We start from the raw sequence: 25,183 nt of genomic DNA, 5'->3' as shown, positions 1-25,183 counted from the left end.
AGCCACCGGGCTCGCCTCGCCGAGGCTCGGCCGTTCACGCGGTGATGGCCGCGTACCAGATCAGCAGCATCGTGACGAGAAATCCCACAACGTAGTTGATCGCGAGGAAGCGCTTCCACCCGGCGTTCGCGTTGCCCGAGTCCGCATCGTCGAGCCTCACGAACGGCGCCGCCGTCGCGATGTACGGCAGCACGAGCACCGCCGCGAGCGGGCCGGGCCACGAGGTCGCGAGCGTCAAGAGACCCGCGGCCGCCCACATGACGATCGCGAACCGCACCGTACGAGCAGCGCCGAGCACAGTGGCGATCGAGGCGATGCCGGCCTCGCGGTCGGGCACGATGTCCTGCACCGCACCGAACGCATGGCTCGCGATGCCCCATGCGAGGAACGCGAGGAGGAGTGCGACCGATTGCGGCGTGAATGCCGCGCCCGCGAGCACCAGCCCGTAGACCGCCGGGCTCACGAAGTGCACGCTCGACGTCAGTGAGTCGAGGAACGGGATCTCCTTGAAGCGAAGGCCGGGCACCGAATAGGCGGCGACCGCGAAGAGGCTCACCGCGAGCACCGCCCAAGAGGCCGGATCGCCGACTGCCACCAGTGCGATGACGAACGGGAGGCACAGCACGATCGCGGCGATGATCGTGATGCGGTGCCTGGCCGGCACGAGGAGTGCACCCTCGGCTCCGCCCTTGCGCGGGTTCGCGGCATCCGAGGCGTAATCGAAGACGTCGTTCACGCCGTACATCGCGAGGTTGTACGGGACGAGGAAGAACAACGCGCCCACGATGAACGTGAGGTCGACCTCGCGGGTGGTGAGCAGGTACGCCGCCGCGAACGGGAACGCCGTATTCACCCAGCTGAGCGGCCGTGACGCCGTGATGAGGTCGGCGATGACGCCCCGCCGCGTCTCAGTCGGCATCTCGTTGCCTCGTCATGAGTGTCCACAGTCCGGTGAGCAGCAGTACTCCGGCGATCGGATACGCGAAGTCCTCGACCGGCGCGAGCCCGATTCGTACGCCGGAGATGTGCTCATCCGCGTACGCGAACAGGCCGGTGGCGATCATCACGGTGTCGAACACCGCGGTGAGCACGATGAGCGTCGTGACGGTGACGGCGGTCGCGATGAGGTGCCCGGGAGGTGCGTTCCGCCATGCGACGGCCGCCACGATCGCGGCGAGCGCGAGGAACACGGCGGAGAGCAGCAGGTAGGTCACCGGCGTTCCACCTTCCGTGCTGCGACGACGCGGAGCGTGCCGGTATACAGCACGAGCGTCAGGTAGCAGAGGAACGTGAGGAACACGAGCTCCTCGAGCGGGAGTTCGGGGGCGAGCAGGATGCCCGTGCTCACCGAGTTCTCGGCGCGGAAGAAGATGCCGAGGCCGATGCCGAGGAGATCCCAGATCAGGAAGAAGGCGACGCCCGCGGCGAGCACGATGCCCGCCCGCAGGCCTGCCGACCAGAAGACGAGCCGGAACCGGAGGTCGAGGAGCACCATGCAGGCGATCGCTGCGAGCAGCAGGCCGAGGTACAGGTAGGTCATGCGCGAACCTGCCCGGCGACCGGCTCGGGGATCGGGCCCGCACGCCGGTCGCCGCGGAGCGCCTTGGCCACGAGTTCGGCGCTGATGAGGCACATCGGCAGGCCGATGCCCGGCACCGTCGTCGCGCCGGCGAAGTACAGTCTGTTGACCGTGCTCGAGGCCGTGCGGCCGCGGAGGAACGCGCTCTGCCTCAGCACGTGCCCTGGCCCGAGTGCCGAGCCGCACCACGAGTTGAAGTCCGTCTCGAAGTCGCTGGGGCCCACTGTGCGGCGAACCACGACCCGGGATGCGAGGTCGGGAATCCCGGCCCACGATGAGATCTGTGCGATCGCGGCATCCGCGACCTGCTCGACGACGCGGTCGCCGGCACCGTCGATGCCGCCGCGGCCGATCGACGGGTCCGCGGGCACCGGAACGAGCACGAAGAGGTTCTCGTGCCCGAGCGGTGCGACGCCGGCGTCGCTCGCGCTCGGCTTGCAGACGTAGAGCGACGCGGGGTCGGGCACCGAGGGTTCGGATCCGAAGATGCGATCGAAGTTCAGCTCCCAGTCCTCGGTGAAGAAGAGCGTGTGGTGCAGCAGGTCGGGCAGCTCGCCGCGAATGCCGAGCATGACGAGTACGGCGCCCGGTCCGGGGTCGGCGCGTGCCCACGAGGCATCCGATCGGCTCCTCGATGCTGCCGGCAGCAATGCCGTCTCGGTGTGGTGCACGTCGGCGGCGGAGACGACGACGTCTGCTTCGACCGCGTGCTCGACACCGGCTCCATCGAGATACCGGATGCCGCGCGCGGTGCGATGCTCGACACGGATGCCGGTAACCCGGGCACCGGTGACGATCTGCGCGCCGCTCGCACGTGCGAGACGTGCGACGCTGTCGATCAGCTCGCGGAATCCGCCCTGGGGATACAACACGCCGTCTTCGAGGTCGAAGTGGCTCATGAGGTGATACATGCTGGGCGCTGCCGACGGCGATGTGCCGAGGAACACCGCAGGGTAGCCGAGTATCTTTCGAAGCCGCGCGTCGCGGAATCGGCCGGCGATGAAACGGTCGAGTGGCTGGAACAGGAGCCGGCCGAGCCGGCCGGCACGGCGCAGCACCGCAGGTGCCAGCAGCGTGCTCGGAGCCGAGAAGTCGTTGTAGAGGAAGTGGTCGAGCGCGAGTCGCGTGGTCTCGGCTGCGGAGTCGAGGTGCCGCTCGAGCGCACCGCCGGCGCCGGGCTCGATCGCCTCGAACACCGCCACCGATCGCGAACGATCGGCGTACAGGTCGATCGGGTCTTCGCGGCCCTCGAAGTAGACGCGGTACCCGGGATCGAGTCGCGTGAGGTCGAGCTGGTCGGCGGAGGTCGTGCCCATGAGCCTGAAGAAGTGCTCGAACACCTCGGGCATGAGGAACCACGACGGACCGGTGTCGAAGCGGAATCCCGCCGCATCCCAGCGTCCGGCGCGGCCGCCGATCTCGTCGTTCGCCTCGTAGACGGTGACGTCGTGCCCATCACGGCCGAGCAGGGCGGCGGTCGCGAGTCCCGCGATTCCCGCGCCGATCACCGCGATCCGGCTCATGCCACCGCTCCTCGCCCGCGCACGGTGGTCGCGTGCAGCAACAGCATCGCCTTGCGTGCGGCTGGGACGCTGACGCGGGTGGTGAGCAGCGACTCCGCCGGGGTGCGGCGGATCCGCGCCGCGAGCGCGGAGAACAGCGCGTGCGCGACGGCGACGGCGCGCCGGCACCCGTTCGGCAACTCGGGGATCACCTCGCCCGCGATCGCGAGGTCGCGATCGATGTCGTCGAGCAGGCGGTTCTTGTCATGCTCGCTCAGCGTGCCGGGATCGATTCCGGGGAAGTATCGCCGCCCGCGGGTGTCGTAATCCTCACCGAGATCGCGGAGGAAGTTGATCTTCTGAAACGCGGAGCCGAGGTGACGGGCGCCCGCCTCCCAGCGCTGATCTCGCACCGGGTCGTCGGGCAGGCCCTGCACGAACGCGCGCAGGCACATGAGGCCGACGACCTCGGCAGAACCGTAGATGTACTCCCGCAGCTCGGCATCGTCGAACTCGACCGGGTCGAGGTCGCGGCGCATCGACGCGAAGAAGGGTCGGGTCAACTCGGATCCGAAGTCAGTGGCGCGCGCGGTTCGGGCGAAGGCGTGGACGACGAGGTTCGCACTGTATCCGTGCACCATCGCCTGCTCGGTCTCCGCCTCGAGTGCGTCGAGCAGGCGACGGCGCGTCGTCGCATCGAGTCCGGCCTCCTCGGCCGGTCCGTCGACGATCTCATCGGCGATGCGGACCAAGGCATAGATGTCCGCGACGTGCACGCGCACGGCTGGAGAGCAGAGCCGGCTCGCGAGCCCGAACGATGTCGAGTACTGGGAGATCACCTGTGCCGCGCCGCGCCGCGCTGCGCGGTCGTAGAGGGCGAGTCCGTGCACGTGCCGGCTCATCGCTCACGCTCGACGGAGTCGTGCACCGTGAGGGTGAGCTCGTCGCGGAGCGAAGCGGGCAGGAGGGGTGTCGTGAGGGCGCGCAAGGCGTCGTCGCGGCGTGCTTCGATGAGTCGCTCGACGCGCGCCCGGGCGCCGCTCGCCTCGATCGCCGCGCGCAGGCGCCCGGCGTCTGGCTCGTCGAGGCCGGGTTGACCGAACGAGGCTGACACGCGCTCCCAGGCGGTGTGGCCGCGCGCATAGGCGATCAGGAGGGTCTCCTTGCCTTCGCGAAGGTCGCCGAGCACGGACTTGCCTGTGACCGAGGCGGTGCCGAAGACGCCCAGCACGTCGTCGCGCAATTGGAAGACGACACCCATGTGGCGGCCGATCTCGCCGAGGCGATCGATGGCTTCGGGCGAGGCTCCACCGATCACCGCTCCGGCCTGAAGGGGTGCGCTGAACGAGTATGACGCCGTCTTGTGTTCGATCATCGTCAGGATGTCGTTTTCGCCGGGCGCTGCCCCGGTCGCCTGGCGTACGTCGTCGTGCTCGCCGGCGGCAGCAAGGAAGACGCACTCATCAACGATCGATACGAGTCGGTGACGTACGTCGGCCGGTGCCTCGAAACCCGCGACGAGCCGGAACGCAGCGCTGATCAGCAGGTCGCCGGCAAGAATGGCGGATGCCTCGCCATACTCCTTCGCCCGCTCGGTCGAGAGTCCCCGTGCCTCGCCGTCGAGCGCGAATCGGCCTCCCAGGTTGGGAACGCCGCGCCGCACCAAGTCGTGGTCGATCACGTCGTCGTGCATGAGGAATGCCGTATGCAGGAGTTCGAACGCCGCGGCGAGGGGCACCGCTGCCGCCTGCGACGCATTGGGCACGCCGACTCGCGCGAACGCCTCGCTCGCGGCGAGCAGGAGCGCCGGCCGGATGCGCTTGCCGCCCGCAGCGGCATCGCGTGCGGCGGACCAAAGCCGACCGTAGTCGTCCCCGAGCGATGCGGCCCGGTCGATGCGCTCATCGAAGAACGCATCCAAGTACGCAGCGACCACACCTACACGGCCATCGACTGCGTGATCGAGGGTCGTACCGATCATGAGGCCAGGGCTCCGTGTTCTTCGCGCGCTCCGCCCTCGTCGCGATCTGAGCCCGGGGCGCCCATGCGCGCGCCACCCTGCGCTCGGTCGAGCGTCCCGCCGAGGAACGGCAGCAGGTGAGCCTGGAGCACCAGCCAGGGGGAGAACGCCCACGGCGCAGTTCGGATCGCGTCGGCCAGATCGGCCGGATCGACCCACCAGCACTCCATGACCTCACCGGGGTGCGGCACCGGCGTCGAGCTCGTGCGCGCCGTGTAGACCGGGCAGAGTTCGTTCTCGACCACGCCCGAGGCGTCGGTCGCCCGGTAGTGGAAGAACGGCAGCACCGGATCGATGTCAGTGAGTTCGAGACCGAGTTCGAACTCTCCGCGACGGCGGATCGCATGCACGAGGGTCTCTGCGGGCGCTGGATGTCCGCAGAATGAGTTCGTCCACACACCCGGCCACGCCTGCTTCGTGAGAGCCCGGCGCGTCACCAGGAGGTGACCGTGCTCGTTGAATACGTGGCACGAGAAGGCGAGGTGGCGGGCAGTGTCGGCGCCGTGCACGCTTGATTTCGGTGCACGGCCGACGGGTCGGTCTTGGGCGTCGAGGAGCACTACCTCCTCGATCTCGCTCGATGTCATGGCATGCTCCTTGTCGTTGTCAACGTACTTTGCTAGTAATTAGCTTAGCGAGAAACATCGTACTATGGCTAGAATCAATCCATGACAGGCGAGCGGGACGCGTGGCGCGACATCGCTGAGGCGATGCTCGACGTTCGCCTCTCCGATCGCGACGAGCAACTCGTGAGCAGGGATGGGCTCGACGACGTCGACATCGACCAGGTGGTTCGCGTGATGCAGAGTCTGCGCGCCTGGCATGAGACCGACCGGCGCATGGCCGAGGCATCACGGCGATACATGAAGTTGAATGCCACCGACATGCGCGCCGTGCGGTTCCTCATCGCGGCGCGCAACCAGGACAAGAGCGTGACGCCCGGCCAGCTCGCCGACTTCCTCGGGATCTCGAGCGCATCAACGACGAAACTCCTCGACCGACTCGAGCGCGGAGGTCACGTCGTGCGCGCGCCACATCCTACCGATCGCCGGGCGCTCGTCATCTCGGTGTCGGATGACACGGGCATCGTCGCCCGCGAATCGGTGGGTCGGCAGCATGCCCGTCGGTTCGCCGCTGCTGCCGCGCTGTCACCCGATGAGCGCGAGGTCGTGATCCGATTTCTCGACGCGTTGACGGCCACCGAGGCCGATTCGGCGTGAGGCGGGTGCGGGGCGGTGTCGGCTCCGCCCACGCGGCGTAGCCGACACCGAGCGGCTCACTCCGCCGCGATATCCATTCGCAGCTGTTCGAATCCGCCTGACGGCCACCAACTCGTGTGCCGATCGCGGGTCAGCGTGGTGCGGAAGGTTGGGCCGCCCTCGAAGGTGACACCGGAGGCGACGCTGCCCGACGAAGTCACGAGTGCCAGACCGAGTTCGGTGAGCGTGCCCGAATTGCCTGCTCCGTCGATGGAGTCCCAGATGTCCGCGACCTCCGACGGTGCTGCGCCGGTGCCGACCGTGTTCGTGCGCTCGGTGCCCGGCAGGGCGCGCCCGCGCCCGAAGTCGTAGGCATCGCCGGCGACGAGGCGCGTCCAGCGCACGTCCTGGGCCGTCTGGCCACGGACGTCGCGGCGATCGACGTCGATGATCGACGCACCGCCCTCGCCGATCACCCCGCCCGTGCGCGCGGATCGGTCGTAGACGAGCGCCGTCGTCTCATCGACACCCAGGATCCGTGGATTGCCGGTGTCGGCGGCGAGCCTGATCATACGGGCCTGACGCCCCCAGGTGCCGAAGTGGCTGTCCAGCAGCGCCTCGTCGAAGAAGCCGAAGCCGCCGTAGGGGATCGAGGCGAGCGCGGTGGCATCGTCGAGGTATCCCTTGGATGAGCCGTCGCGCCAGCCCTGGTACGACTCGCCGCCCGTGACCATGTCGGCGCTCTGCTGGATGGTGAGCCCGGCGCTCACGCCGGCGACGACGCCATCGTGGTCGAGAACGTCGCGCACCGCGGAGAGCACTGGGGTGTCGGAGCACCGGCGGTACGCTTCGTTCGCCTGCCCGCCGTCGCACTCGAGGAGCGAGCGGATGTAGCGCATCTGATCGCCACCGCCGAGGAACACGCCCGTCGAGGCGCGGATCTCGTCGGCGACGTCGTCGCGCTGCGCGTTGGCGGGAACGTAGGGGTCGCCCTCGAAGTCGACCGCCTCGTCGATCGGCACGAGATACGTTTCGGCGCCGAACTGCGCGAACAGGTCGGCGTAGTACAGCCCGTTGGCCTGCGCGTTGTTCTCGTTCGGGTCGGTGCCCTCTTCCGACGTCGTCGCCGGTGCCGCGGCGGCGGTGATGATGGCGATGCGGGGTCCCACGGGACCCACCCCGTCGGGGTCGGCGAGCTCGACGATCTTCGACAGGATCGTCGCGTTCTCGGACAGCTTCCCACCGATCAGCACCAACGACCCAGCGCTGTCGCGAGACGAGGGCTGGGCGGCCGCCTGCTGCGCGTGGGCCGGGACCGAGCCGCAGATCAGCCAGAGGGCCAGTCCGGTAGCGAGAGCGGGGGCAATCCTGCGTTTCATGTCACTCCTTCGAGACCCGCGAGATGCGGGATTGGCCCAGACGTTACAGCAAGCCATCCAAGAGCGAAACAAGTAACGTCCGTTACGGAGCCGCGTCGAATCGAGCGATGGGGCGGCGGCCGATTCAACGTGCTCGCCGACGAGGAGTGAGCGACCCGGACCTCCGTCATGTTACAGAACGGTAAACATCTAGCAATTCTGAAACATATGTTTCATACTCGACCACGAGCATCACCCCATGACCACTCACGAAGGGCCTCCCATGTCACCACGTTCCGAATCTCCGTTCGCCCGCCGCATCGTCGCGGTGGTGTCGCTTGCATCGGCCACCGCCCTCCTCGCCACCGGATGCGCCTCCAATGTCGCGGGCGATGAGCCCGCGCCATCGGACACCGTGACGATCGCCGGGGTCGAGATCGCCGTCGACGACGCCGCGGCGGCGCTCGTGCCCTCGGACATCGCCGACGCCGGCATCGTCAAGGTGGCGACGGATGCCCCGTACGCCCCATTCGAGATGTTCACCGAGGAGGGTTCCGATGAGCTCACCGGTGTAGACGTCGACCTCGGTCGTGCCATCGGAGCGAAGCTCGGTATCGACTTCGAGTTCGAGCAGCAGGCGTTCGACGGCATCATCCCCGCCCTTCAGGCCGGCAACTTCGACGTCACCATCACGGCGATGACCTCGTCCGTGGAGCGTATGGAGGTACTCACGTTCGTCGACTACTCGGCGTCGGGCACCGGCATCCTCGTCAAGGCGGGAAACCCCGAGAACGTCGTCAACTACCTCGACCTGTGTGGCAAGGAGGTCGCGGTGCAAGGTGCAACGAGCCAAGTCGACCTCGTGAACAATGCCTGGCAAGCCGAGTGCGAGGCCGAGGGCCTCGAGGCGATCAAGCTCGCGGAATTCCCGTCGGATGCCGACGCCCAACTCGCGATCACGAGCGGCAAAGCCATCGCGTCGCTCCTGACGAAGCCGAGCGCCGGCTATGTCGCGAAGACCACGAACGACGGCGCGACCTTCGAGGTAGTGGAGGACGCGGAGGCCCCGAACGGCTATGACGCCACGCTCAATGGCATCGGCGTGCTGAAGGAGAACACCGAATTCGCACAGGCGATCCAGAGGGCACTCCAGTCGCTCATCGACGATGGCTCGTACGAAGCCATCCTCGATCAGTACGGCGTGACCGGGATCGGCATCGACGAGGCCACCATCAACGGCGCCGCGGCCTGACCCCACCCGGTTCGCACCCCGCGTATCCGAAACGCTCCAACCGAAGGCGACACTCATGACCGCAACGCAGCCGTCACCCACAACGGCGTCGCTCGAGTCCCAACGCTCCGGCCGCGCCGATCGGCAGGGCCCCATCGAAGCCGTTCCCCTCCGTCATCCAGGGCGCTGGATCGCCGCGATCCTCGTGCTCCTGGTCTTCATCGGGTCTGCCGCTTCCATCCTGCAGAACCCGAACCTCGATCTGCCGACGGTCGGCGAGTACCTCTTCAAGCCCTTGACGCTCAACGGCGTCATCATCACCGTCTGGCTCACCGCCGCATCGATGATCGCCGGCGTGTTCGGCGGCATCGTCGTGGCCGTCATGCGGCTGTCGCCGAATCCGGTGCTGTCGGTCGCGGCGATGTTGTTCATCTGGGTATTCCGGGGCACGCCGCTGTTGCTGCAGCTCATCTTCTGGGGCTTCATCGGAGCGTTCATTCCGAAGATCGTCGTGGGCATCCCCTTCACCAGCGTCGAGTTCTGGTCGTTCGAGACGAGCCAGCTGATCCCCGCCACCGTCGCGGCCCTTCTGGCGCTCGGCCTGAACGAGATGGCCTACGCCGCCGAGATCGTGCGAGCCGGCATCCAGTCTGTGGACCAGGGCCAGACGGAGGCTGCGCACTCGCTCGGGATGTCGCCGGCGAAGACCCTGCGCCGCATCGTGCTGCCCCAGGCGATGCGGGTGATCATCCCGCCGATGGGCAACGAGACAATCACGATGCTGAAGAGCACGTCCCTCGTTGCCATCGTCGCCGGCGACGACCTCATGTCCAACATCCGAGAGGCATACACCCAGAACTACAAGATCATCCCATTGCTGATCGTTGCGGCGATCTGGTACCTGGCGCTCACATCGATCCTGTCCATCCCGCAGATGTGGCTGGAGCGGCGCTACGGCCGCGGGTTCACGGGCGCGCGCACCACGATCGGCTCGCGCGTCTCGACCCTCACGCAGAGCATCACCATGCCCGCTCGCTCGTCCAAGAAGGAGTCGGCATCATGACCGCCGTCGTTCCCCAGGCCGCACCCGCCGCGGCCACGCCCCACCAACCGATGGTCGAAGCGATCGAGGTGCACAAGCGCTTCGGCAGCCTCGAGGTGCTGAACGGGGTCACCATGTCAGTCGAGCGGGGCCAGGTGGTGTGCCTGCTCGGTCCGTCGGGATCCGGCAAGTCGACACTCCTGCGTTGCATCAACCACCTCGAGAAGGTCGACGCGGGCATGATCCGCGTCGCCGGAGAGACCGTCGGCTACCGCGAGAAGAACGGCCGCCTCTCCGAGCTCCGCGAGAAGGAGGTCGCGACCCAGCGCCGCAAGGTCGGAATGGTGTTCCAGCGATTCAACCTCTTTCCGCACATGACCGCGCTCGAGAACGTGATGGAGGCGCCGACCCAGGTTGCCCGACGATCGAACGCCGACGCCCGACGGGAGGCGATCGACCTGCTGGGCCAGGTCGGCCTGGCCGACAAGGCAGAGACGTATCCTGCCCAGCTGTCAGGAGGCCAGCAGCAGCGGGTGGCGATCGCGCGCGCGCTCGCCATGTCGCCCGAGGTGATGCTCTTCGACGAGCCGACGTCTGCGCTCGACCCCGAGCTGGTCGGCGACGTGCTCGACGTCATGCGCGCACTCGCCGAGAACGGCATGACGATGATCGTCGTCACGCACGAGATCGGGTTCGCTCGAGAGGTCGCTGACGTCGCGGTCTTCATGGACGGCGGTGTCGTCGTCGAGCAGGGCGATCCACGGCAGGTGCTCATGCATCCGGCGGAGGAGCGCACACGTTCGTTCCTGTCGAAGGTGCTCTGAGTGCGCCTGGATCTTCGTCGGGCCGAGCATGTGGACTCGCCCTCGTGGCCCGCGGCACCTTCGTGGTCGCCGTCGCTGCTTCGCGCGGCCGCCCAGGCTGCGACCGCCCAGTACCGGGCCGACCTCGCGGAGCTGGTGTCGATCGACTCGGGGAGCACCGACGCCGATGGCGTGAACCGCGTCGCCGACTGGTGCGCGGCTCGGCTCGCCGGCGATGGATTCTCAGTCTCCCGCCTCCGCACGGAGCCCGTCGGCGGGACGTCGTACGGAGACGTCGTTGTGGCGCGGCGTCACGGAAACGGAACAGAACGGGTGCTGCTCTTCGCGCATATGGACACGGTGTTCCCAACGGGGGAAGCAGCTCGGCGGCCGTACCGTGAGTCGGGAGGCCGCGCGTACGGGCCCGGCGTGAGCGACGACAAGGGCGGCCTGCTGGCAGGCATCGCTGCGGCGCGAGCGCTCGACGCCTGCGGTCTGCGCGGGTACGGTGAGCTCGTCATCGCGCTCACGCCTGACGAAGAGGTGGGCTCGCCGGCCAGTCGCAGTCATCTCGCAGCGTTGGCGAGGGAATCGGATTTCGCGCTGTCGCTCGAGTGCGCACGCGAGAACGGCGACCTCGTGTCGGCGCGGAAGGGCATCGCGGATATCCGTGTGGAGATCACGGGTCGAGCCGCGCATTCCGGGATCGAACCCGAACGTGGGGCGAACGCAGCGGCGGAGGCGGCGCACCTCGTGCTCGACCTGCTGGAACTCAACGGCAGCCGCCCCGACGTGACGGTGAACGTCGGCACGGTCGCCGCGGGGACCCGCCCGAACATCGTTCCCGACTTCGCAGAGCTGAGCCTCGAGGTTCGCGCCGCACGCCTCGACGACCTCGAGGCCGTATTCGCCGACATCGACGAACGTGCGGCGAAGGTCAAGGTTCCCGGCACGACGATCCGCACGACCCGACATGACGTCTGTCCGCCGCTCGAGAGCGCCGCTACTGCACGCCTCGCCGCCGCCGCCTCGTCGATTGCCGACCGTCTGGGGTTCGAGGTCCGCGCCAGTGCGACCGGCGGCGCATCGGACGCGAACTTCGTCGCGGCCTGCGGCGTGCCCACGCTCGACGGTCTCGGACCAATCGGGGGAGACGACCACAGCGCGGCGGAATGGCTTGATCTCGAGAGCGTGCCCAGCCGCGTGGCGCTGCTGGCGGCCCTGATCGCGGACTTGGCCGATCCCGCCACTGCGCTGCGATGGGATCTCGTGAGAGGATCCGACGATGACGAGTGAAGCCCGGGCGCAGGCGTCGGTCGCCGAGGCAATTCGGTCACGCATGGGCGAACTCACGCCGGCCGAACGCAAGGTGGGTCGAGCACTGCTCAACGCCTATCCCTCCGCCGGGTTCGAGACCGTTGCACGACTCGCCTCGCGAGCCGGCGTCAGTGGACCCACCGTGGTGCGGTTCGCGACGCGGCTCGGCTACCGCGGCTTCCCCGAGTTCCAGCAAGCCCTCCGTGACGACCTCGATCAGCGCTCGGCGTCACCGCTGGCGATCTATGACCGTGCCGCCGAAACCCGCTCGCCGACCGCGCTCGAAGAAGCCGCTGCGATCGCAGTGGGGTCGGTCGAGCGCACGTTCGCGACCATCTCCCCGCACGATCTGCATGCGTGCGTGGAGGCGCTGACCGACCACAAGGCGCAGATCAGGCTGGCGGGCGGTCGTTACAGCCAGCTCCTGGCAAGGTTCTTGGAGCTTCATCTGCGCGCGATGCGGCCAGGAGCCGCGATGCTTCCCGACGAGACGAGTAGCAGGGCCGCGGAGCTGGGCACGCTCACTCGTCGCGACGTCCTCGTGCTCTTCGACTTCCGTCGCTACGAGGAGCCGACGCGGTTGCTCGCCGAGTTCGCCGCTGCGCGGCACGCCAGGGTGGTCCTCTTCACTGACAACTGGATGTCGCCCGTCGCGTCCGTCGCGTCGGTCGTCCTCCCCAGTGCGACGGATTCCGCGTCTCCGTTCGACGCGATGACCCCTGCGATGGCGGTCGTCGAGGCCGTGATCGCTTCCTGCTTCGACCAGCTCGGCGAGTCGGCAACCCAGCGCATGCGACACACCGAGCGCGACGCACAGGAGCTCGGGCTCTTCTGATCCAACCCTTCGGATGTCGTCGTGGGCACGCCCTCGCTGCATGCGTGCGTGCGGAGAAGATCTCGCGCAGGTGCATCCGAAGCCGTCGGAGCGACGGAACAACGTGATGAAGGCAGGTGGCCGACGTGCCACGGCAGACTCGAAGGCGAACGGAGGACCGGCACTGAAGACTGAGGGCCCGGTCATGGCCGCGTCGAGGGTGATGGGGTCCCTCGTCGCAGCCTCTGCGGTGCTGTTCGCGCTGTGCGCGTGCATGACGCCACAGGATTCGCCGGTGGCGCAGACCGCACGGGCGATGGAATCGCCGCCGGCGATCGAGCCCACCCCGACCGAGAGGGCTCCTGCAGTGCCGCGCAGGTCAGCGGCGCTCGAGGACAACCGCACCGTGGCGCCGCCCGCACCCGACCGGGTGGAGATCCCCGACCTCGGCATCGATGTCACCGTGCAGCCCGTCGAGCTCGACGGGCAGGGACGCATGGGACTGATCGAGGATCCATCGGTCGCCGCATGGTACCGGTGGGGGCCCGCACCTGCCAGCGAGACCGGTTCGACGGTGATCGCCGCCCACGTCGACTCCCTGGAGTACAACCTGCTCCCGTTCGCGCGGCTCAAGGACGCCGTCGCCGGGATGCAGGTGTTCGTGACGGATGCCGCGGGCACGCGTCATCCCTACGCGGTCGAGCTCGTCGAGGTCCGGCACAAGGCCGACGTGGACTGGGCTGCCGCGTTCGATCGTTCCGGCCCTCCGCGGCTCACGCTCGTGACGTGCGGTGGGGAGTTCGACTACGAGAATCGCCGCTATCTCAGCAACCTGGTGCTCACGGCGACGAGGGTCGGGTGAAGTCGTCGACATGAGAAGCCTCATCGTCATTCCGTGGCGACCGGCGCCCTCGCGGGTGGAGGCGTTCGAGCGGGTGTTCGAGTGGTATCGGCGGATGCTGCCCGAGTTCCGCATCGTGACGTGTGACACCGACGACGAGGTGTTCGCGTTGGCCCGCACGCGAAACCTCGGGGTGGCGAGTGCGGATGATGACGAAGTGGTCGTGATCAGTGATGCGGATACGTTTCCCGAACCCGGACCGGTGCGCGCCGCGGTCGCTGCAGCTGCTCGCAGCGGACGGGTGCAATTGCCCTATACGGCCTATAGGTGGCTGGGTCCGGACGGTTCGGCCCAGTTCGCCGAGGGCGTGTCGCCGGCCGACTGCGACTACGAGTTGGTGCCTGGCGCGTGTTCCGGCGTGTATGTCACGACGAGGCGGAGCTGGCAAGCCCACGGTGGCCAGGATGAACGCTTCCGAGGTTGGGGCTTCGAAGACAAGGCATGGTACGTCGCGCATGAGACGCTCCTCGGCGCGCCACCGCAGCGACACGACGGCCGCGTGTACGCGCTGCATCACGCTGTCGAGGCACGGACCGGCCCGGACTATGACCGCAATGCCAAGCTCATGCAGCGATATCTGAACGCAGCTGGCGACCGGGAGGCGATGGAGCGCCTCGTGGTCGAGGGCCAGGTGGCCCGAGCTCACCGTTCGATCAGCTCTGATCCGCTGAATCCGTGATGTCGCAGCGCGGGAGTCAGGCGCTCAGGGCGTCGAACGCGAGCTCTGGCCCCGGTCGCGCCGCCTGACGGGCCGCGACGGCATCCAGACGGGTCCTGGCTTCGCCGTCCAGCGTCATGACCGCGGCGAGACTCACCGCGAGCTCGTGCACCGAGGCGGCGTTGGGATCGAGGACGACGCCGAACCCGCTTCGCTCCACCGCGGCGGCGCCGGCGAACTGGTCGGTCGAGAACGGCAGGATGACGAGTGGGACTCCCGATCCGACGGCCTCGGTGACCGAGTTGTTGCCGCCGTGAGTGACCACCGCGGTAGCGTCGCTCAGGAGGCGAACCTGGGGCAGGTAGCGGCGGACGAGCCAGTCCGGCGGCAGGTCACCCAGCTGCGCGGGATCGGTCGCCCCGCTCGCGAGCGCCAGGCGCACGCCGAGTGACTTGGCCGCGTCGACGACCCGGCGCAGCACATCGCCGCGCACCGAGAGAAAGCTGCCGAAGCTGACGTAGGCGAATCGGCCTGCTCCGAGGATCCACGCCTCGATCGCTGGATCGACCGGTTCGGCCCGCAGCGTCGAGCCCAGGAAGCGATGCGGCGGCAGGAGCGGTCGACGCTCGTGGTCGACCAGCTCGTCGGGGTAGTTGTACAGCACCAGCGCGCCGTGCTCGGCGAACGCATCGCGTGTGGTCCGGAACCCGGCGTGGAGCTCGCGGCCCACGCGGTTCCATTCGGCGGTGAAGCCACTCGTGACCCGCTCGCAGAGCCGGCGCAGCTCGGCGAGTTCGCGGGGCTCGGCGCGGAATGCCGACGGCCACACGGGTGGTGACCCGTAGACCTCATCGCCGACCGGCAGCGTCGTCGGATGTCCGAGCACGACGTCGCCGTAGGGGATGCCGTCGGAGTCGAGCCCCAGGCGGGCGCTGAACGCCAGGTGGTCGACGAGGATCCGGTCGGGGGAGACGCGTTCGACGATCCGCAGGGTGTTCCGGGCAGACACCGCCGGATCCCACATGAGGTCGACCAGCCGCTCGGCGGCCTGAAACTCGAGGGTCGGCACTGCGCCGCGCCGGGTTGCCTCGAAGAATCCTCGCAGCGAGTCGCCCTCGTCGCGGGGTTGGTCCTCCGCTGCGATCACCCCCGGATTCGAGCCCCGGCCGAGACGGAGATCCGAACGCTCGAAGCCGAACCCTGCCACGAGTTCCGCCGTCGCAGGCCCACTCGCGACGACCACGCGCTCGCCGCGTGCTTGCCACGCCGTGGCGAGGGTGGCCAGGGGCAGCAGGTGCGAGGCGTAATCGGGGCTGATGACGAGGATCGTCATCGTGCCGCCTCCAGCTGCTCGAGCAGTGCGGCTTCGTCGCGTACGACTTCTCGATAGACCTCCGCGAGAGCGCTGGACATGCGCTGGATCGTGAAGCGGTCGCGCACCATCGCCCGTGCCACGTCGGCGCGCGCGTCGTCGTCCTCGCCGCCGGCCCTGGTCAGAGCCTCGTCGAGCGCGGAGCGAAGGCACTCGACGTCCCACGTCGCCGTGAGGATGCCCGTTACGCGGTTCTCGATGTAGGTGGCCGGACCACCCCCGTCGGGCGCAACGACGAGCAGGCCGGTCGCCATGGCCTCGAGCAGCGCGATCCCGAACTCCTCCTTGAGGCTCGCACAGGCGTAGGCTCCGCCCGGCGCCACGGCGCCCGGCATCCCCAGGCGAGCTGCGGCAAGCCATCGGGCCGCGACGTCGTTCGCGCGATGGCCCGGCAGCAGCAACCCGGCCTCGGCTCGTTCGGCGGGCGGGACGCTCCGCTCGATGAGGTCGAGCTGCTGACGTTCATCGAGCGAGGGGTGTTCGAGGTTGCCGCCGATGATGAGGAGATTCGCGCGTCGCTGAAGCGGGTGGTGGGCCCAGGCCTCCACGAGCGTCGCCATCCCCTTGACCCGGTGGAGTCGCCCGAGGCTGACGATGAGCGGCAGCCCGTGACGGTCGGGAGCCAGTTGCTCGACGAGTGCACGCAGCTCGGCCAGCGCCGGCACCGGCGCATCGCCGTGCGCATGCGCCGAGGCGTCGGCGACCGCCTCGTCGATGGTCGTGAGATCGACTCCCTCGGGAACGGTCGTGTGGCGTTCGGCACGGGCCGTGAAGTCGATGCCCACGAGTCGGCGCATGTCCTCCTGCAGATGCGGCCTGGGGAACAGCACGGTGTGTGCGGCATCGGCTGCGAGGCGCTGGACCAGTCGGGTACGGAACCAGAAGTGCTCCGTGACATCGACACGTCCGAAGTCGTGCCGACCCATCGCGCCGGATCGGTCGAGCGACTCGATGACTGCGTGGGGGTCGGGTGCCATGGTGAATACGACTGGGATGCCCAACTCGCGTGCGACGTCCGCGGCGGCAAGGCTGCCGACGTCGGCCATGCGCAGATGCAGCAGGTCGACGCGGCCGGCGGCACGCAGAATTCGCCGGATGCCGCGGTGGGTCACGACGCGGAGCGGCCAGGCAGCCGCCGACGGCATGGCGTCGCGAAGGAGCGGAATACGCCCGTAGACGTGCCCGGCGCCGCCATCCTGAATCGCGACGAGATCCGCGGTCGCCTCGCGCACGGAGCCGCGGGACAGGGTGAGGACTCGTCCGACTCCGGTGTCGACGTCGCGGATGAGTGCGTCGCCCAACCGCACCAACAGCGTGGCGATGCCGCCGTTGTCGCCGGATCCGGCGGAGCTCAGCAGGGGATCGATGTCGGCGTGCAGGAAGAGCTGGGCGACGCTCAGGCCCTCGCGGCGATCCGCCGGCGGCGCCGCTGCAGCTCGCAGGTCGATGAGGGCGAGCCCGGCGACATCCCCGAGGAGTCCGCCTCCGGCCGCGAGGGGTCGGAGGAACTCGGCGAGCCGTGAATCCGCGGGCCGCTGGCCGAGCGCGGACACGGCGGCGATGCGAACGACCTCGGACTCCGCGGCATCCGACGCGAGGCGCATGAGCGGTGCCGTCGCGATCGAATGCCGTACGAGTCCGAGTGTCTCGACCACGCGGGCGCGGGCTTCGGGCTCGAGGATGCCGAGCAGGGCACCCTCGGCTCCGACCACGAGCTCGGCCGTCGTCGACGACCATTGCTCGAGCGTCCGCTGCGCGAGCATGCCCGCGAAGCCGCCGCCGACGACCATGCCGACCAGTGCACCCATGGCGTCCGCCCGAGGTGGGCCTGCTCCGAGCGCCCACGCCGCGTGCTCGCGCAGGAAGGCGCGGTCGTCGGAGAGCAGCCCGACCAGTGTCCGGCCGGCCTCGCCGTCGGACACCTCCGCGAGCGCGTGCGTGGCGGCGATTGCGGCGAGTTCGTCGTCACCCTGCAAAGCCTGCGCGAGGACGCGGATCGTGTGGACGCCCGGGTCGCGTCCGGCTTCGAAGGCGAGATCGTCGGCGAGCCGCATCGCATCGACGATCGCAGCGGCATCCTTCACAGCATCAAGCGCGGTCTGGACTCCCAAGCTGTCCCTCCTCATCGACGCGCGGCCCGTCGAAGGTGCCCGCCGGTCGACCGGGAGGCATCCGCCTCGCGGCATCCCTTTATGACGCTCCCTTCATCCACTACTTCCGGGCCGGTGGGCGGAACGGATGCAGTCGGACCAGGCCGTTCCTCGGCCGGTGCGCTCGGGCGCGCCGAACGCCCGCGGCGATGTGGGCTGGACACGGCTGCAGCGGACGGACGGCACTCGGAGGTGGCCGAGGCGGGCGGGCGGAGGGTTGTCCCAGGATCGGGTCACGGTGGTGGCGCGGAATGGTGAGGTGATCGACGATCTGCACAATCCGCGCCGGTCGTTCGACGGGCCCGGCGCCCGGCGCACACACAGCCGACTGAGAACATCGGTGCGCCGCGGGAACGACAACGTTCCAGCGCACAGGTGCGTGCTTCCCGTTCTCGTTCACACCCGTGCCGAATTCGTCCCGGATGAGGGCGAAGCGAGCAACGCATCGCCGAGTTGGCGCCATTCAGCCGACGGCATGGCGTCGTGCTCGGTGAGCACCTGCAGCGCGACGTGATTCGCGCCCGCGTCGAGGTGATCGGCGACTCGTTGCCTGATGGCGTCGAGACCGCCCCATGCAACGGTTGCGTCGATCAGCCGATTGCTGCCGCCGCGTGTGAAGTCATCGTCCGTGAACCCGAGCCGTCTCAGGTTCTGCTGGTAGCTGGGGAAGGTGTAGAACATGCCGATGCCTCGGCGGGCGATTGCGCGGGCCTTCTCGGGGTCGGATTCGAGGATGACTGCCTGCTGAGGGGCGATCAGCTTCGTGGGCCCGAGGATCGACCGATACCGCGCGTTCGACTCCGGTGTCACGAGGAAGGGGTGGATGCCCCCGGTTCGCGCTCCGGCCAGTTCGACCATTCTCGGTCCGAGTGCACCGAGGATCCGTTCGTCGAACGGTATGGGGTCGCCCTCTGCGTCGAGCTCGTCGAGGAAGCGGGTCATCTCCCGGATAGGGGTGTCGAAGCTCCGCCCTGCCGCAGCGGCCGCCCTCGGGTTGCTCACGCCGAGTCCGGTGATCAACCGGTTTCCGTAGAGCCCGGTCAGTCGCCCTCGCTCGCTCGAGGCGACCGCAGCATCCGGAGACCAGATGCTGAGCACCCCCAGTGCGACCTTTGCGGCTGTGCCTGCGGCGAGCAGGCGTTCCGCGTCGGCCCAGATGCCGGGCCCGCCCGCTCCGGCGATCCAGAGTGCCCCCCAGCCGCGCTCATGGAGTTCCGCCGCAGTGTCTGTTTCTGCGCCGGTCTTCCCTCGGAGCTCGAAGCTCCAGATGCCGACGTTCCCGATCCCGATTGTCCTGTCCATCACACGCTCCAGATTCTGTGCGAACCATCACCGGGATGGGCGCAGGTGCGCCCATCCCGAGTGTGGTCTAGGCCGACCAGCCGGCGTCGATGGTGACGGTTGATCCCGTCATGTAGCGAGCTTCGTCGCTGGCGATCCAGGCCACAAGCGTGCCGACCTCTTGGGGAGTGCCGAATCGGCCGAGCGCCGTGAGCCCTGCGAGGAACTCGCCGGCAGGACCGCTGGCCGGGTTGCCGTCGGTGTCGATCGGGCCGGGCTGGATGACGTTCGCGGTGATGCCGCGTCCGCCGAGGTCTCGTGCCAGGCCCTTCGTGAATCCGACGAGTGCCGCCTTGCTCATCCCGTAGATGGTGCCGCCGACGAAGCGGGTGCTCGCACCCGAGATGCTGCCGATGGTGATGATGCGTCCGCCATCGGGCAGGTGATTCAGCGCTTCCTGCGTTGCGTAGACGGTGCCACGCACGTTGAGGTCGATCGTCGCGTCGATGTGCTCGTCGGAAGTTTCCTGGAACGGCTCGAACCAGCCGCCGCCGGCGTTGTTCACCAGGATGTCCAAGGCCCCGAGTGCTTCGGCGGCGCGGCGAACGCCCTCCTTCGCGCCTTCGGGGCTCGCGTGGTCCGCCTGGATCGCCACCGCGTGGCCACCGGCGGCGCGGATCTCCGACACCAGTGCCTCGGCGCTCTCAGCCGACGAGCGGTAGGTGATCGCCACTCGGGCGCCCTGTCGCGCGAGTTCCCTCGCGACGCCGGCTCCGAGCCCGCGCGACGCTCCCGTGACCAGTGCGGCCTTGCCCTGCAATGTGGTCATCTTCTCGGTCATTTCTCGATCTCCCTAATTGTGTTCTGCACAGTACATAAACAGCGACGGTGTCGAGAAATTCCCGGAAGAGGGATGTTGTTGAATGGGGTATGACCACGACGGGACTGCACGGGAAGCGCGGGAGGCCGCGCGAGTTCGACGTCGACGAGGCGCTCGACCGCGTGATCGAGGTGTTCTGGCGCCATGGCTACGACGGCACGACGTTGGACGATCTGACTGCGGCGACCGGCGTGAACCGGCCGAGCCTGTACGCCGCGTTCGGCCACAAGGAGCAGATCTTCGAGCACGCCTTGGATCGCTACGCCCGCGTTGACATGGCCTACGTCGGGGAGGCCATCGCGCAGCCGACGGCTGCAGCGGTCGCCCGCCACTACTTGCACGAGAACGTGTTCGCCATCACGGCACCGGATCGGCCGAGAGGCTGCCTCTCGATTCAGGCGGGCCTCGCGGGGCGCACCGCAGACCAAGGGGTGGTCAAGCTCCTTCGGGACAAGCGCGCCGAGGGTGAGTCGGCATTGGCCGCGCGGCTGTCGCGCGCCATCCACGAGGGGGACCTGGCGGACGCAGAAGATCCGCGAGATCTGGCGAGGTTCCTCTCGACCGTGAGCGCAGGTCTCGCGGTGCAAGCCGCGGCCGGCGCCAGCACAGCGGACTTGATGCGCGTCGCCGACCGCGCCTTGAGCGCGTTCCCCATCGGCGGGCTTGGCGGGCCCGCCGCATAGCGGCTGGCGACTTTTCGACGGCGAGGACTTCGCGTTCCCGACTCGTGAGCTCCGCGAGGGGCTTCGCGCGGTGGCATCCGGATGTCGACCACGACCCCTCTCCGGATTCTCCCTGCCAATCCTGACACTGTAGGCAGCATCCCGGCGAGGAACGGCTTCGAATACAGATGAGGTCCTGCCATGAACATGTCGGACGCCGGCCCATCCGATACCGAGCGGGCCGCCCTCCAAGCCGCCGCAGCACTCATTGCCGGCGGAGCATCCCCGCGCGATCTGCTCGATACCGTCGCCCGATTCGCCGCGCAACTCCTGAGCGCCGACTACGTCGCGATCCTGCAATTCTCGCCCGGCGACCTCGTCGAAGTGCGGGCTGCCTGGGCCGCGACGGGGGACCCCACCGTGATGCTCGACGGATGGTCCCTCTCCGAAGACCAGGTCACCCGTCGGCTCATCGACGAGGGCGCCTCGGTGCGCGAAGAGGAATGGGCGAAGATCGACGATGCGGTCGGCGTCGCGCTGAGACATCGCTTCGGCGTCCGCGCATCTGTGGGCGTGCCAGTCCTGCTGGGAAGTCACGTGTGGGGGGCGCTCTTCGTCCACTCCACGCGCGAGAATCTGCCGGGCGATGCAGAACTCCGGCTCGAGGCCTTCGCCCGGCTGATCGCGGCCTCGGTGGCCAACGCCCGTACGCGAGCGCAGCTTCAGCAGTTGCTGGACGAACAGGCGGCATTGCGTCGCGTCGCGGAGGCGGTGGCTCGCGCAGTCCCACCGTTCGACGTGTTCGCCGTCGTGGCGGAAGAGCTCGGCCGGTTGTTCAAGGTTCGCGGCGCGAAACTGATCCGCTACAACGATGACGGAACCGGGACCTTCGTCGCCAGCTGGGGGCCGCTACTTGCCGGAACTCCGACCGGTACGACCGTGCCGACCACCGGCACCAGCGTCGCCGGCCTGATACTCGCCACCGGGCTGCCGTCCCGTGTGGACGACTTCGGGCCCGTAGTAGGGGCGCTCGGCGCGATCATGCGGTCGGAGGGACTGCGCTCGGCAGCCGGCGCGCCGATTCGCGTCGACGGCCGACTGTGGGGCGCACTGATCGTGGGCTCGGAAGATCCGCAACCGCTGCCTCACGACACCGAAGCACGCATAGCGAAGTTCGCCGAACTGGTGTCACTGGCCATGTCCAATCTGGAGGCCCGAGCAGAACTGCAATCCCTGCTCGAGGAGCAGGCCGCCCTCCGGCGGGTCGCAACGACCGTGGCCCGCGGCGACCGGCCGGCGATCCTGACGACCATCCTCGATGAGGCCGTCGCGCTCAGCTCGGTCGACGGAGCAGCGATGCTGCGATTCGAACCGGACGAGAGTGCGACCGTCGTATCAGGGTCTGGTGAACCGGCCATGGCCGGCTACGTCGGCGCACGCATCCCACTGCAGGGAGACAATCCGGCCGCGATCGCCCGACGCACCGGCCGACCTGCCCGTCAAGACATCTGGGAGGGCGCCACCGGCCAGCTTGCAGAGATGACCCGTGCAGCGGGGATAACCGGTTCTGTGGCCGTGCCGATCCGGGTCGACAACCAACTCTGGGGCGTGATCGTCGTCGTCACACTGCAGGCAGATCCCCTGCCGAACAAGACCGAGAGGCGAATGGGGCAGTTCGCGGAGCTGGTGGCGACGGCGATCGGCAATCTCGAGTCGCGCACAGCGTTGGTCGAGTCCCGTGCCCGCATCGTGCGGACTGTCGACGAGACTCGCCGCCGCCTGGAACGGGACCTCCATGACGGGATCCAGCAGCGGCTCGTCGCCCAGCAGATCGAGCTGGCCCGGATCCACGCTCTCCTGCCACCCGACGAACCAGCGAGGTCGGCCATCGAGCAGGTTCGTCATCAACTCGGCGAGTCGCTCGAGAGCCTCCGCGAGCTCTCGCGTGGCGTTCACCCGGCGATCCTCTCCGAAGGCGGCCTTGAGCGCGCGTTGCGCGGCCTCGTGCGGCGCAGTCCGATCGCCGCGACGCTGCGGATGCGCGAGATCCCGACGTTGACCCCGTCCGTGGAGATCGCCGCGTACTACCTGGTCTCCGAAGCGCTCACGAACGCAGCCAAGCACGCTCGTGGCGCCGCGGCCGTCGTCGAAGTGAAGCACTCCGAGAGGCGACTGCGTCTGCTCGTGCGCGACGATGGCGATGGCGGCGCCGATCCGTCGCAGGGTTCCGGGCTGCTCGGCTTGATCGACCGTGTCGAGGCGCTCGGAGGCACGATGGCCATCACGAGCCCGCCCGGGCAGGGCACGACGATCATCGCCGAGTTCCCAGTCGACATCCGCTGACGGTTCTCGACCAGACCAGCGGGTACGCCGACGGCCGCGCCCGGGCCGCTCGCGGCCGCGGATGCGGCGAGGTCGGCCCGGTGAACTCGCCTCGCTACGCGCCGTCGTCCGCTCCGGACGGCACGCTGCCGGCACTGCAGTATGAGCCGGGGGAGTGCACGAGGTGCGCGATGCGCAACTCGGCCGCGTCGTCGTCGCCGAGCGTGGGGGCGAGCGACGGCGCGATGTTCCACGTGAACTGCTCGGCGTCGCCGTCGGTGCGCACGTGCTCGCGCAGGCCGAGCGGTATGAGCCGCAGGCGGCGGTCGACCCACTCTGCATCCCACGGACCCTCGGCGGCGATCTGCTCCGCGGCTCGGAATTCGTAGTAGATCGTGCGGCGCAGGCGATTGCCCGTCACGGCCTCGGAGCCGTGCACCACCATGACGTCGTGCACGAGCACATCGCCCGGCTCGAGCTCGACCTGGATGACGCCCGGCGCATCCCACCCGTACTCCTCCTGCAACTGGCACACGTCGACGGGTTCGAAGTGCGAGCCGGGCGCCACGCGCAGCGCGCCCTCGCCGGCCCGCGATGCATCGAGGTACACGTCGATGTTGAAAATGCGGTGCGTGCGCGGGTGCACGGCGTCCTGGTGCCAGTCGATCGCGGCGCCGTCGCCCTCGTCCTTGAACACGAGCGACTCGTAGGTGGGCACCGCGTTGGGCCCGGCGAGGCTCTCGGCGATGCCGAGCACGGCCGGGCTCCCGAGCAGCTCGAGAGAGGCGGGCTGACCCTTGCCGTGCAGATAGTCGACGCGGAACATGCGCCGCTCCCCACCTCGGGCGGCCCACTGGTAATCGGATGCCGCCGGATCACCCTCGTCGATCGCCCGGCCCTCGGCGATCCACACGTCGGCGGCGTGCTGCAGACGGGTGAGCAGCGGGGCGGGGATGCGCCCGCGGAGCACGAGGTAGCCCTGCTGGTCGAACTGTACGACCTGCTCGGGTGTGAGGTGGTAGTCGCGCGGCGGGACGGGGGCGGCGACGGCCGTGGCTGCGGCCGGCTCGGAGCGGGTCATGCGGGGGGCTCCTTCGAGGATTGCGAGCGGATGCCTCTACGCTAGGCCGGAGGATTCCGCTCCACTTCCGGTCTGGCATGCAAGAATTCCGGGATGATGAGGACGGCGCCGGGCGTGCGGAGCGAAAGACCAAGACGATGACGGATGCCGCGCACGGGCGCCACTCGTTCGGTATCGCGTGCTGGCAGGGCGCCGCGGGCCGCATGACGATTGCGCACCGGCACGACGACCTCGAGTTCAACCTCGCCGACGTCGACCTCGACTACCTGGTCGACGGACGCCCCTTGGCGATCCCCGCCGGCCGCCTCGCGGTGTTCTGGGCAGCGCGCCCGCACCAGCTCGTGAGCGACACGACCGGCCACGCGGTCACCTGGCTCACCGTTCCGCTGGAGCGATTCCTCGGCTGGCGGACGCAGCGTCGGTTCGTCGAAAGCATGCTCGCGGGCGAGTTCGTGCTCCTCGACGTTGGTGGCGCGCGCGATGCAGATGCGGGCGGCGCGAACGGGGACGGCCGCCCGCTCGCACTCGACGAACGCGTCCCCGGGTGGCACTCCGAGCTCGCGGGCGACGACGACGAGCGGCGCACCGCGACCCTCGAGATCGAGGCGTTCACGCGGCGTGCGGCCAGAGCCGCGTCGGCCGAGCCCGGGTCGTCTGCGGCGGCGGCCTCCGTCATTCGACCCGATGCCGCGAAGATGGCCGCTTGGATCTCGGAGCACGCGCACGAGGACGTGCGCGTCGACGACGTCGCGCGGCAGGTGCACCTGCACCCGCAGTATGCGATGACGGTGTTCCGCGCCGCGCTCGGCATCACGATGGGGGAGTACCTGGCCCAGTGCCGCGTCGCGCACGCCCAGCACCTGCTGCTCACGAGCGACCTGCCGGTGTCCGACGTGGGAATCGCGGCGGGGTTCCGCTCGCAGAGCCAGTTCTACGCGCGCTTCCGCCAGCGGTGCGGCGAACCGCCGGCCGCGTATCGTCGTCGTCTGGGTGCGTCTGCGCGCTGATGCG

General features: G+C 68.8%; 24 protein-coding genes. 11 read left to right on the top strand and 13 right to left on the bottom strand.

Annotated features, from left to right (window positions below; all coding sequences use genetic code 11):
* Positions 1–34: 34 nt before the first annotated feature.
* The 7 genes from LSF15_RS11940 to idi are packed head-to-tail and all read right to left on the bottom strand — an operon-like array spanning position 35 to position 5,688.
* Positions 35–919, bottom strand: coding sequence for a prenyltransferase (locus LSF15_RS11940; protein WP_232498760.1), 885 nt, complete (start codon positions 917–919; stop codon positions 35–37).
* Entirely contained in the window at positions 909–1,214 is a 306-nt protein-coding gene (locus LSF15_RS11935) for a lycopene cyclase domain-containing protein (protein WP_232498759.1), read from the bottom strand. Before LSF15_RS11935 ends, LSF15_RS11940 begins: the two co-directional genes overlap by 11 nt.
* The gene (locus LSF15_RS11930) at positions 1,211–1,540 is read right to left on the bottom strand and encodes a lycopene cyclase domain-containing protein (protein ID WP_232498758.1); all 330 of its coding nucleotides are present in this window, start codon (positions 1,538–1,540) and stop codon (positions 1,211–1,213) included. The genes LSF15_RS11935 and LSF15_RS11930 overlap by 4 nt, the downstream gene beginning before the upstream one ends.
* The gene (gene crtI, locus LSF15_RS11925; protein ID WP_232498757.1) at positions 1,537–3,102 is read right to left on the bottom strand and encodes a phytoene desaturase family protein; all 1,566 of its coding nucleotides are present in this window, start codon (positions 3,100–3,102) and stop codon (positions 1,537–1,539) included. Before crtI ends, LSF15_RS11930 begins: the two co-directional genes overlap by 4 nt.
* Positions 3,099–3,983 (bottom strand): phytoene/squalene synthase family protein, encoded by an 885-nt coding sequence (locus LSF15_RS11920; protein ID WP_232498756.1) that lies wholly within the window; start codon positions 3,981–3,983, stop codon positions 3,099–3,101. Before LSF15_RS11920 ends, crtI begins: the two co-directional genes overlap by 4 nt.
* On the bottom strand, positions 3,980–5,062 hold the full coding sequence (locus tag LSF15_RS11915) for a polyprenyl synthetase family protein (protein WP_232498755.1): 1,083 nt from the start codon (positions 5,060–5,062) through the stop codon (positions 3,980–3,982). The genes LSF15_RS11920 and LSF15_RS11915 overlap by 4 nt, the downstream gene beginning before the upstream one ends.
* Positions 5,059–5,688 (bottom strand): isopentenyl-diphosphate Delta-isomerase, encoded by a 630-nt coding sequence (idi, locus tag LSF15_RS11910; RefSeq protein WP_232498754.1) that lies wholly within the window; start codon positions 5,686–5,688, stop codon positions 5,059–5,061. The genes LSF15_RS11915 and idi overlap by 4 nt, the downstream gene beginning before the upstream one ends.
* An 81-nt stretch (positions 5,689–5,769) precedes the next feature.
* Between idi and LSF15_RS11905 the strand changes: the two genes are divergently transcribed.
* Entirely contained in the window at positions 5,770–6,321 is a 552-nt protein-coding gene (locus LSF15_RS11905) for a MarR family winged helix-turn-helix transcriptional regulator (RefSeq protein WP_232498753.1), read from the top strand.
* A gap of 56 nt (positions 6,322–6,377) precedes the next feature.
* Here the strand turns inward: LSF15_RS11905 and LSF15_RS11900 are convergent, their stop codons facing one another.
* On the bottom strand, positions 6,378–7,679 hold the full coding sequence (locus tag LSF15_RS11900) for a cyanophycinase (RefSeq protein ID WP_232498752.1): 1,302 nt from the start codon (positions 7,677–7,679) through the stop codon (positions 6,378–6,380).
* Positions 7,680–7,941: 262 nt separating this feature from the next.
* Here LSF15_RS11900 and LSF15_RS11895 point away from each other — a divergent pair, with 262 nt between their 5' ends.
* The 7 genes from LSF15_RS11895 (at position 7,942) to LSF15_RS11865 (ending at position 14,445) form a co-directional block, all read left to right on the top strand.
* A complete protein-coding gene (locus tag LSF15_RS11895) occupies positions 7,942–8,910 on the top strand; it encodes an ABC transporter substrate-binding protein (protein WP_232498751.1) in 969 nt (322 codons plus the stop codon).
* A 55-nt stretch (positions 8,911–8,965) separates the two neighbouring features.
* On the top strand, positions 8,966–9,952 hold the full coding sequence (locus LSF15_RS11890; RefSeq protein WP_232498750.1) for an amino acid ABC transporter permease: 987 nt from the start codon (positions 8,966–8,968) through the stop codon (positions 9,950–9,952).
* Positions 9,949–10,755 (top strand): amino acid ABC transporter ATP-binding protein, encoded by an 807-nt coding sequence (locus LSF15_RS11885; protein WP_308188466.1) that lies wholly within the window; start codon positions 9,949–9,951, stop codon positions 10,753–10,755. Before LSF15_RS11890 ends, LSF15_RS11885 begins: the two co-directional genes overlap by 4 nt.
* Positions 10,756–12,030 carry a M20 family metallopeptidase gene (locus tag LSF15_RS11880; protein ID WP_232498749.1) on the top strand — a complete coding sequence of 425 codons (1,275 nt, stop codon included), beginning with the start codon at positions 10,756–10,758 and terminating at the stop codon, positions 12,028–12,030.
* Positions 12,020–12,886 carry a MurR/RpiR family transcriptional regulator gene (locus LSF15_RS11875; protein WP_232498748.1) on the top strand — a complete coding sequence of 289 codons (867 nt, stop codon included), beginning with the start codon at positions 12,020–12,022 and terminating at the stop codon, positions 12,884–12,886. The genes LSF15_RS11880 and LSF15_RS11875 overlap by 11 nt, the downstream gene beginning before the upstream one ends.
* A gap of 274 nt (positions 12,887–13,160) precedes the next feature.
* Positions 13,161–13,727, top strand: coding sequence for a class F sortase (locus LSF15_RS11870; RefSeq protein ID WP_232498747.1), 567 nt, complete (start codon positions 13,161–13,163; stop codon positions 13,725–13,727).
* A 10-nt stretch (positions 13,728–13,737) separates the two neighbouring features.
* On the top strand, positions 13,738–14,445 hold the full coding sequence (locus LSF15_RS11865) for a galactosyltransferase-related protein (RefSeq protein WP_232498746.1): 708 nt from the start codon (positions 13,738–13,740) through the stop codon (positions 14,443–14,445).
* A gap of 16 nt (positions 14,446–14,461) precedes the next feature.
* Here LSF15_RS11865 and LSF15_RS11860 read toward each other — a convergent pair whose 3' ends face one another.
* The 4 genes from LSF15_RS11860 to LSF15_RS11845 all read right to left on the bottom strand — a co-directional run bounded on the left by LSF15_RS11860 (position 14,462) and on the right by LSF15_RS11845 (position 20,068).
* Positions 14,462–15,757 carry a nucleotide disphospho-sugar-binding domain-containing protein gene (locus tag LSF15_RS11860; RefSeq protein ID WP_232498745.1) on the bottom strand — a complete coding sequence of 432 codons (1,296 nt, stop codon included), beginning with the start codon at positions 15,755–15,757 and terminating at the stop codon, positions 14,462–14,464.
* Complete coding sequence (locus LSF15_RS11855) at positions 15,754–17,907, bottom strand: glycosyltransferase (protein WP_232498744.1); 2,154 nt, start codon at positions 17,905–17,907, stop codon at positions 15,754–15,756. Before LSF15_RS11855 ends, LSF15_RS11860 begins: the two co-directional genes overlap by 4 nt.
* Positions 17,908–18,342: 435 nt before the next feature.
* Complete coding sequence (locus tag LSF15_RS11850) at positions 18,343–19,248, bottom strand: TIGR03620 family F420-dependent LLM class oxidoreductase (protein WP_232498743.1); 906 nt, start codon at positions 19,246–19,248, stop codon at positions 18,343–18,345.
* A gap of 67 nt (positions 19,249–19,315) precedes the next feature.
* Positions 19,316–20,068 carry an SDR family NAD(P)-dependent oxidoreductase gene (locus LSF15_RS11845; RefSeq protein WP_232498742.1) on the bottom strand — a complete coding sequence of 251 codons (753 nt, stop codon included), beginning with the start codon at positions 20,066–20,068 and terminating at the stop codon, positions 19,316–19,318.
* Between the two features lie 89 nt (positions 20,069–20,157).
* On the opposite strand from LSF15_RS11845, the gene LSF15_RS11840 reads away from it, so the two are divergent.
* Both LSF15_RS11840 and LSF15_RS11835 read left to right on the top strand, forming a co-directional pair.
* Positions 20,158–20,790: a TetR/AcrR family transcriptional regulator gene (locus LSF15_RS11840; RefSeq protein ID WP_232498741.1), complete on the top strand. Its 633-nt coding sequence runs from the start codon at positions 20,158–20,160 to the stop codon at positions 20,788–20,790.
* 180 nt (positions 20,791–20,970) lie between these two features.
* Positions 20,971–23,112, top strand: coding sequence for a GAF domain-containing sensor histidine kinase (locus LSF15_RS11835; RefSeq protein WP_232498740.1), 2,142 nt, complete (start codon positions 20,971–20,973; stop codon positions 23,110–23,112).
* A 94-nt stretch (positions 23,113–23,206) separates the two neighbouring features.
* On the opposite strand, the gene LSF15_RS11830 is transcribed toward LSF15_RS11835, so the two are convergent.
* Positions 23,207–24,172 (bottom strand): phytanoyl-CoA dioxygenase family protein, encoded by a 966-nt coding sequence (locus LSF15_RS11830; protein ID WP_232498739.1) that lies wholly within the window; start codon positions 24,170–24,172, stop codon positions 23,207–23,209.
* Positions 24,173–24,249: 77 nt separating this feature from the next.
* Between LSF15_RS11830 and LSF15_RS11825 the strand changes: the two genes are divergently transcribed.
* Entirely contained in the window at positions 24,250–25,179 is a 930-nt protein-coding gene (locus tag LSF15_RS11825; protein ID WP_232498738.1) for a helix-turn-helix domain-containing protein, read from the top strand.
* The last annotated feature ends 4 nt before the right edge of the window (positions 25,180–25,183 follow it).

It is taken from the genome of Agromyces humatus (genome assembly GCF_021228295.1).
Lineage (GTDB): Bacteria > Actinomycetota > Actinomycetes > Actinomycetales > Microbacteriaceae > Agromyces > Agromyces humatus.
Note: the sequence above shows the minus strand (reverse complement) of the source record. Positions and strands in the feature narration are given on the sequence as shown.

Bases quoted from the DNA above. Each gene is read 5' to 3' on its own strand.
- LSF15_RS11840 (WP_232498741.1), top strand. From the start codon at position 20,158: ATGACCACGACGGGACTGCACGGGAAGCGCGGGAGGCCGCGCGAGTTC.
- LSF15_RS11915 (WP_232498755.1), bottom strand. From the start codon at position 5,062: ATGATCGGTACGACCCTCGATCACGCAGTCGATGGCCGTGTAGGTGTG.
- LSF15_RS11875 (WP_232498748.1), top strand. From the start codon at position 12,020: ATGACGAGTGAAGCCCGGGCGCAGGCGTCGGTCGCCGAGGCAATTCGG.
- LSF15_RS11940 (WP_232498760.1), bottom strand. From the start codon at position 919: ATGCCGACTGAGACGCGGCGGGGCGTCATCGCCGACCTCATCACGGCG.
- LSF15_RS11905 (WP_232498753.1), top strand. From the start codon at position 5,770: ATGACAGGCGAGCGGGACGCGTGGCGCGACATCGCTGAGGCGATGCTC.
- LSF15_RS11895 (WP_232498751.1), top strand. From the start codon at position 7,942: ATGTCACCACGTTCCGAATCTCCGTTCGCCCGCCGCATCGTCGCGGTG.
- crtI (WP_232498757.1), bottom strand. From the start codon at position 3,102: ATGAGCCGGATCGCGGTGATCGGCGCGGGAATCGCGGGACTCGCGACC.
- LSF15_RS11865 (WP_232498746.1), top strand. From the start codon at position 13,738: ATGAGAAGCCTCATCGTCATTCCGTGGCGACCGGCGCCCTCGCGGGTG.
- LSF15_RS11885 (WP_308188466.1), top strand. From the start codon at position 9,949: ATGACCGCCGTCGTTCCCCAGGCCGCACCCGCCGCGGCCACGCCCCAC.
- LSF15_RS11850 (WP_232498743.1), bottom strand. From the start codon at position 19,248: ATGGACAGGACAATCGGGATCGGGAACGTCGGCATCTGGAGCTTCGAG.
- LSF15_RS11830 (WP_232498739.1), bottom strand. From the start codon at position 24,172: ATGACCCGCTCCGAGCCGGCCGCAGCCACGGCCGTCGCCGCCCCCGTC.
- LSF15_RS11890 (WP_232498750.1), top strand. From the start codon at position 8,966: ATGACCGCAACGCAGCCGTCACCCACAACGGCGTCGCTCGAGTCCCAA.
- LSF15_RS11860 (WP_232498745.1), bottom strand. From the start codon at position 15,757: ATGACGATCCTCGTCATCAGCCCCGATTACGCCTCGCACCTGCTGCCC.
- LSF15_RS11920 (WP_232498756.1), bottom strand. From the start codon at position 3,983: ATGAGCCGGCACGTGCACGGACTCGCCCTCTACGACCGCGCAGCGCGG.
- idi (WP_232498754.1), bottom strand. From the start codon at position 5,688: ATGACATCGAGCGAGATCGAGGAGGTAGTGCTCCTCGACGCCCAAGAC.
- LSF15_RS11900 (WP_232498752.1), bottom strand. From the start codon at position 7,679: ATGAAACGCAGGATTGCCCCCGCTCTCGCTACCGGACTGGCCCTCTGG.
- LSF15_RS11835 (WP_232498740.1), top strand. From the start codon at position 20,971: ATGAACATGTCGGACGCCGGCCCATCCGATACCGAGCGGGCCGCCCTC.
- LSF15_RS11845 (WP_232498742.1), bottom strand. From the start codon at position 20,068: ATGACCGAGAAGATGACCACATTGCAGGGCAAGGCCGCACTGGTCACG.
- LSF15_RS11930 (WP_232498758.1), bottom strand. From the start codon at position 1,540: ATGACCTACCTGTACCTCGGCCTGCTGCTCGCAGCGATCGCCTGCATG.
- LSF15_RS11825 (WP_232498738.1), top strand. From the start codon at position 24,250: ATGCAAGAATTCCGGGATGATGAGGACGGCGCCGGGCGTGCGGAGCGA.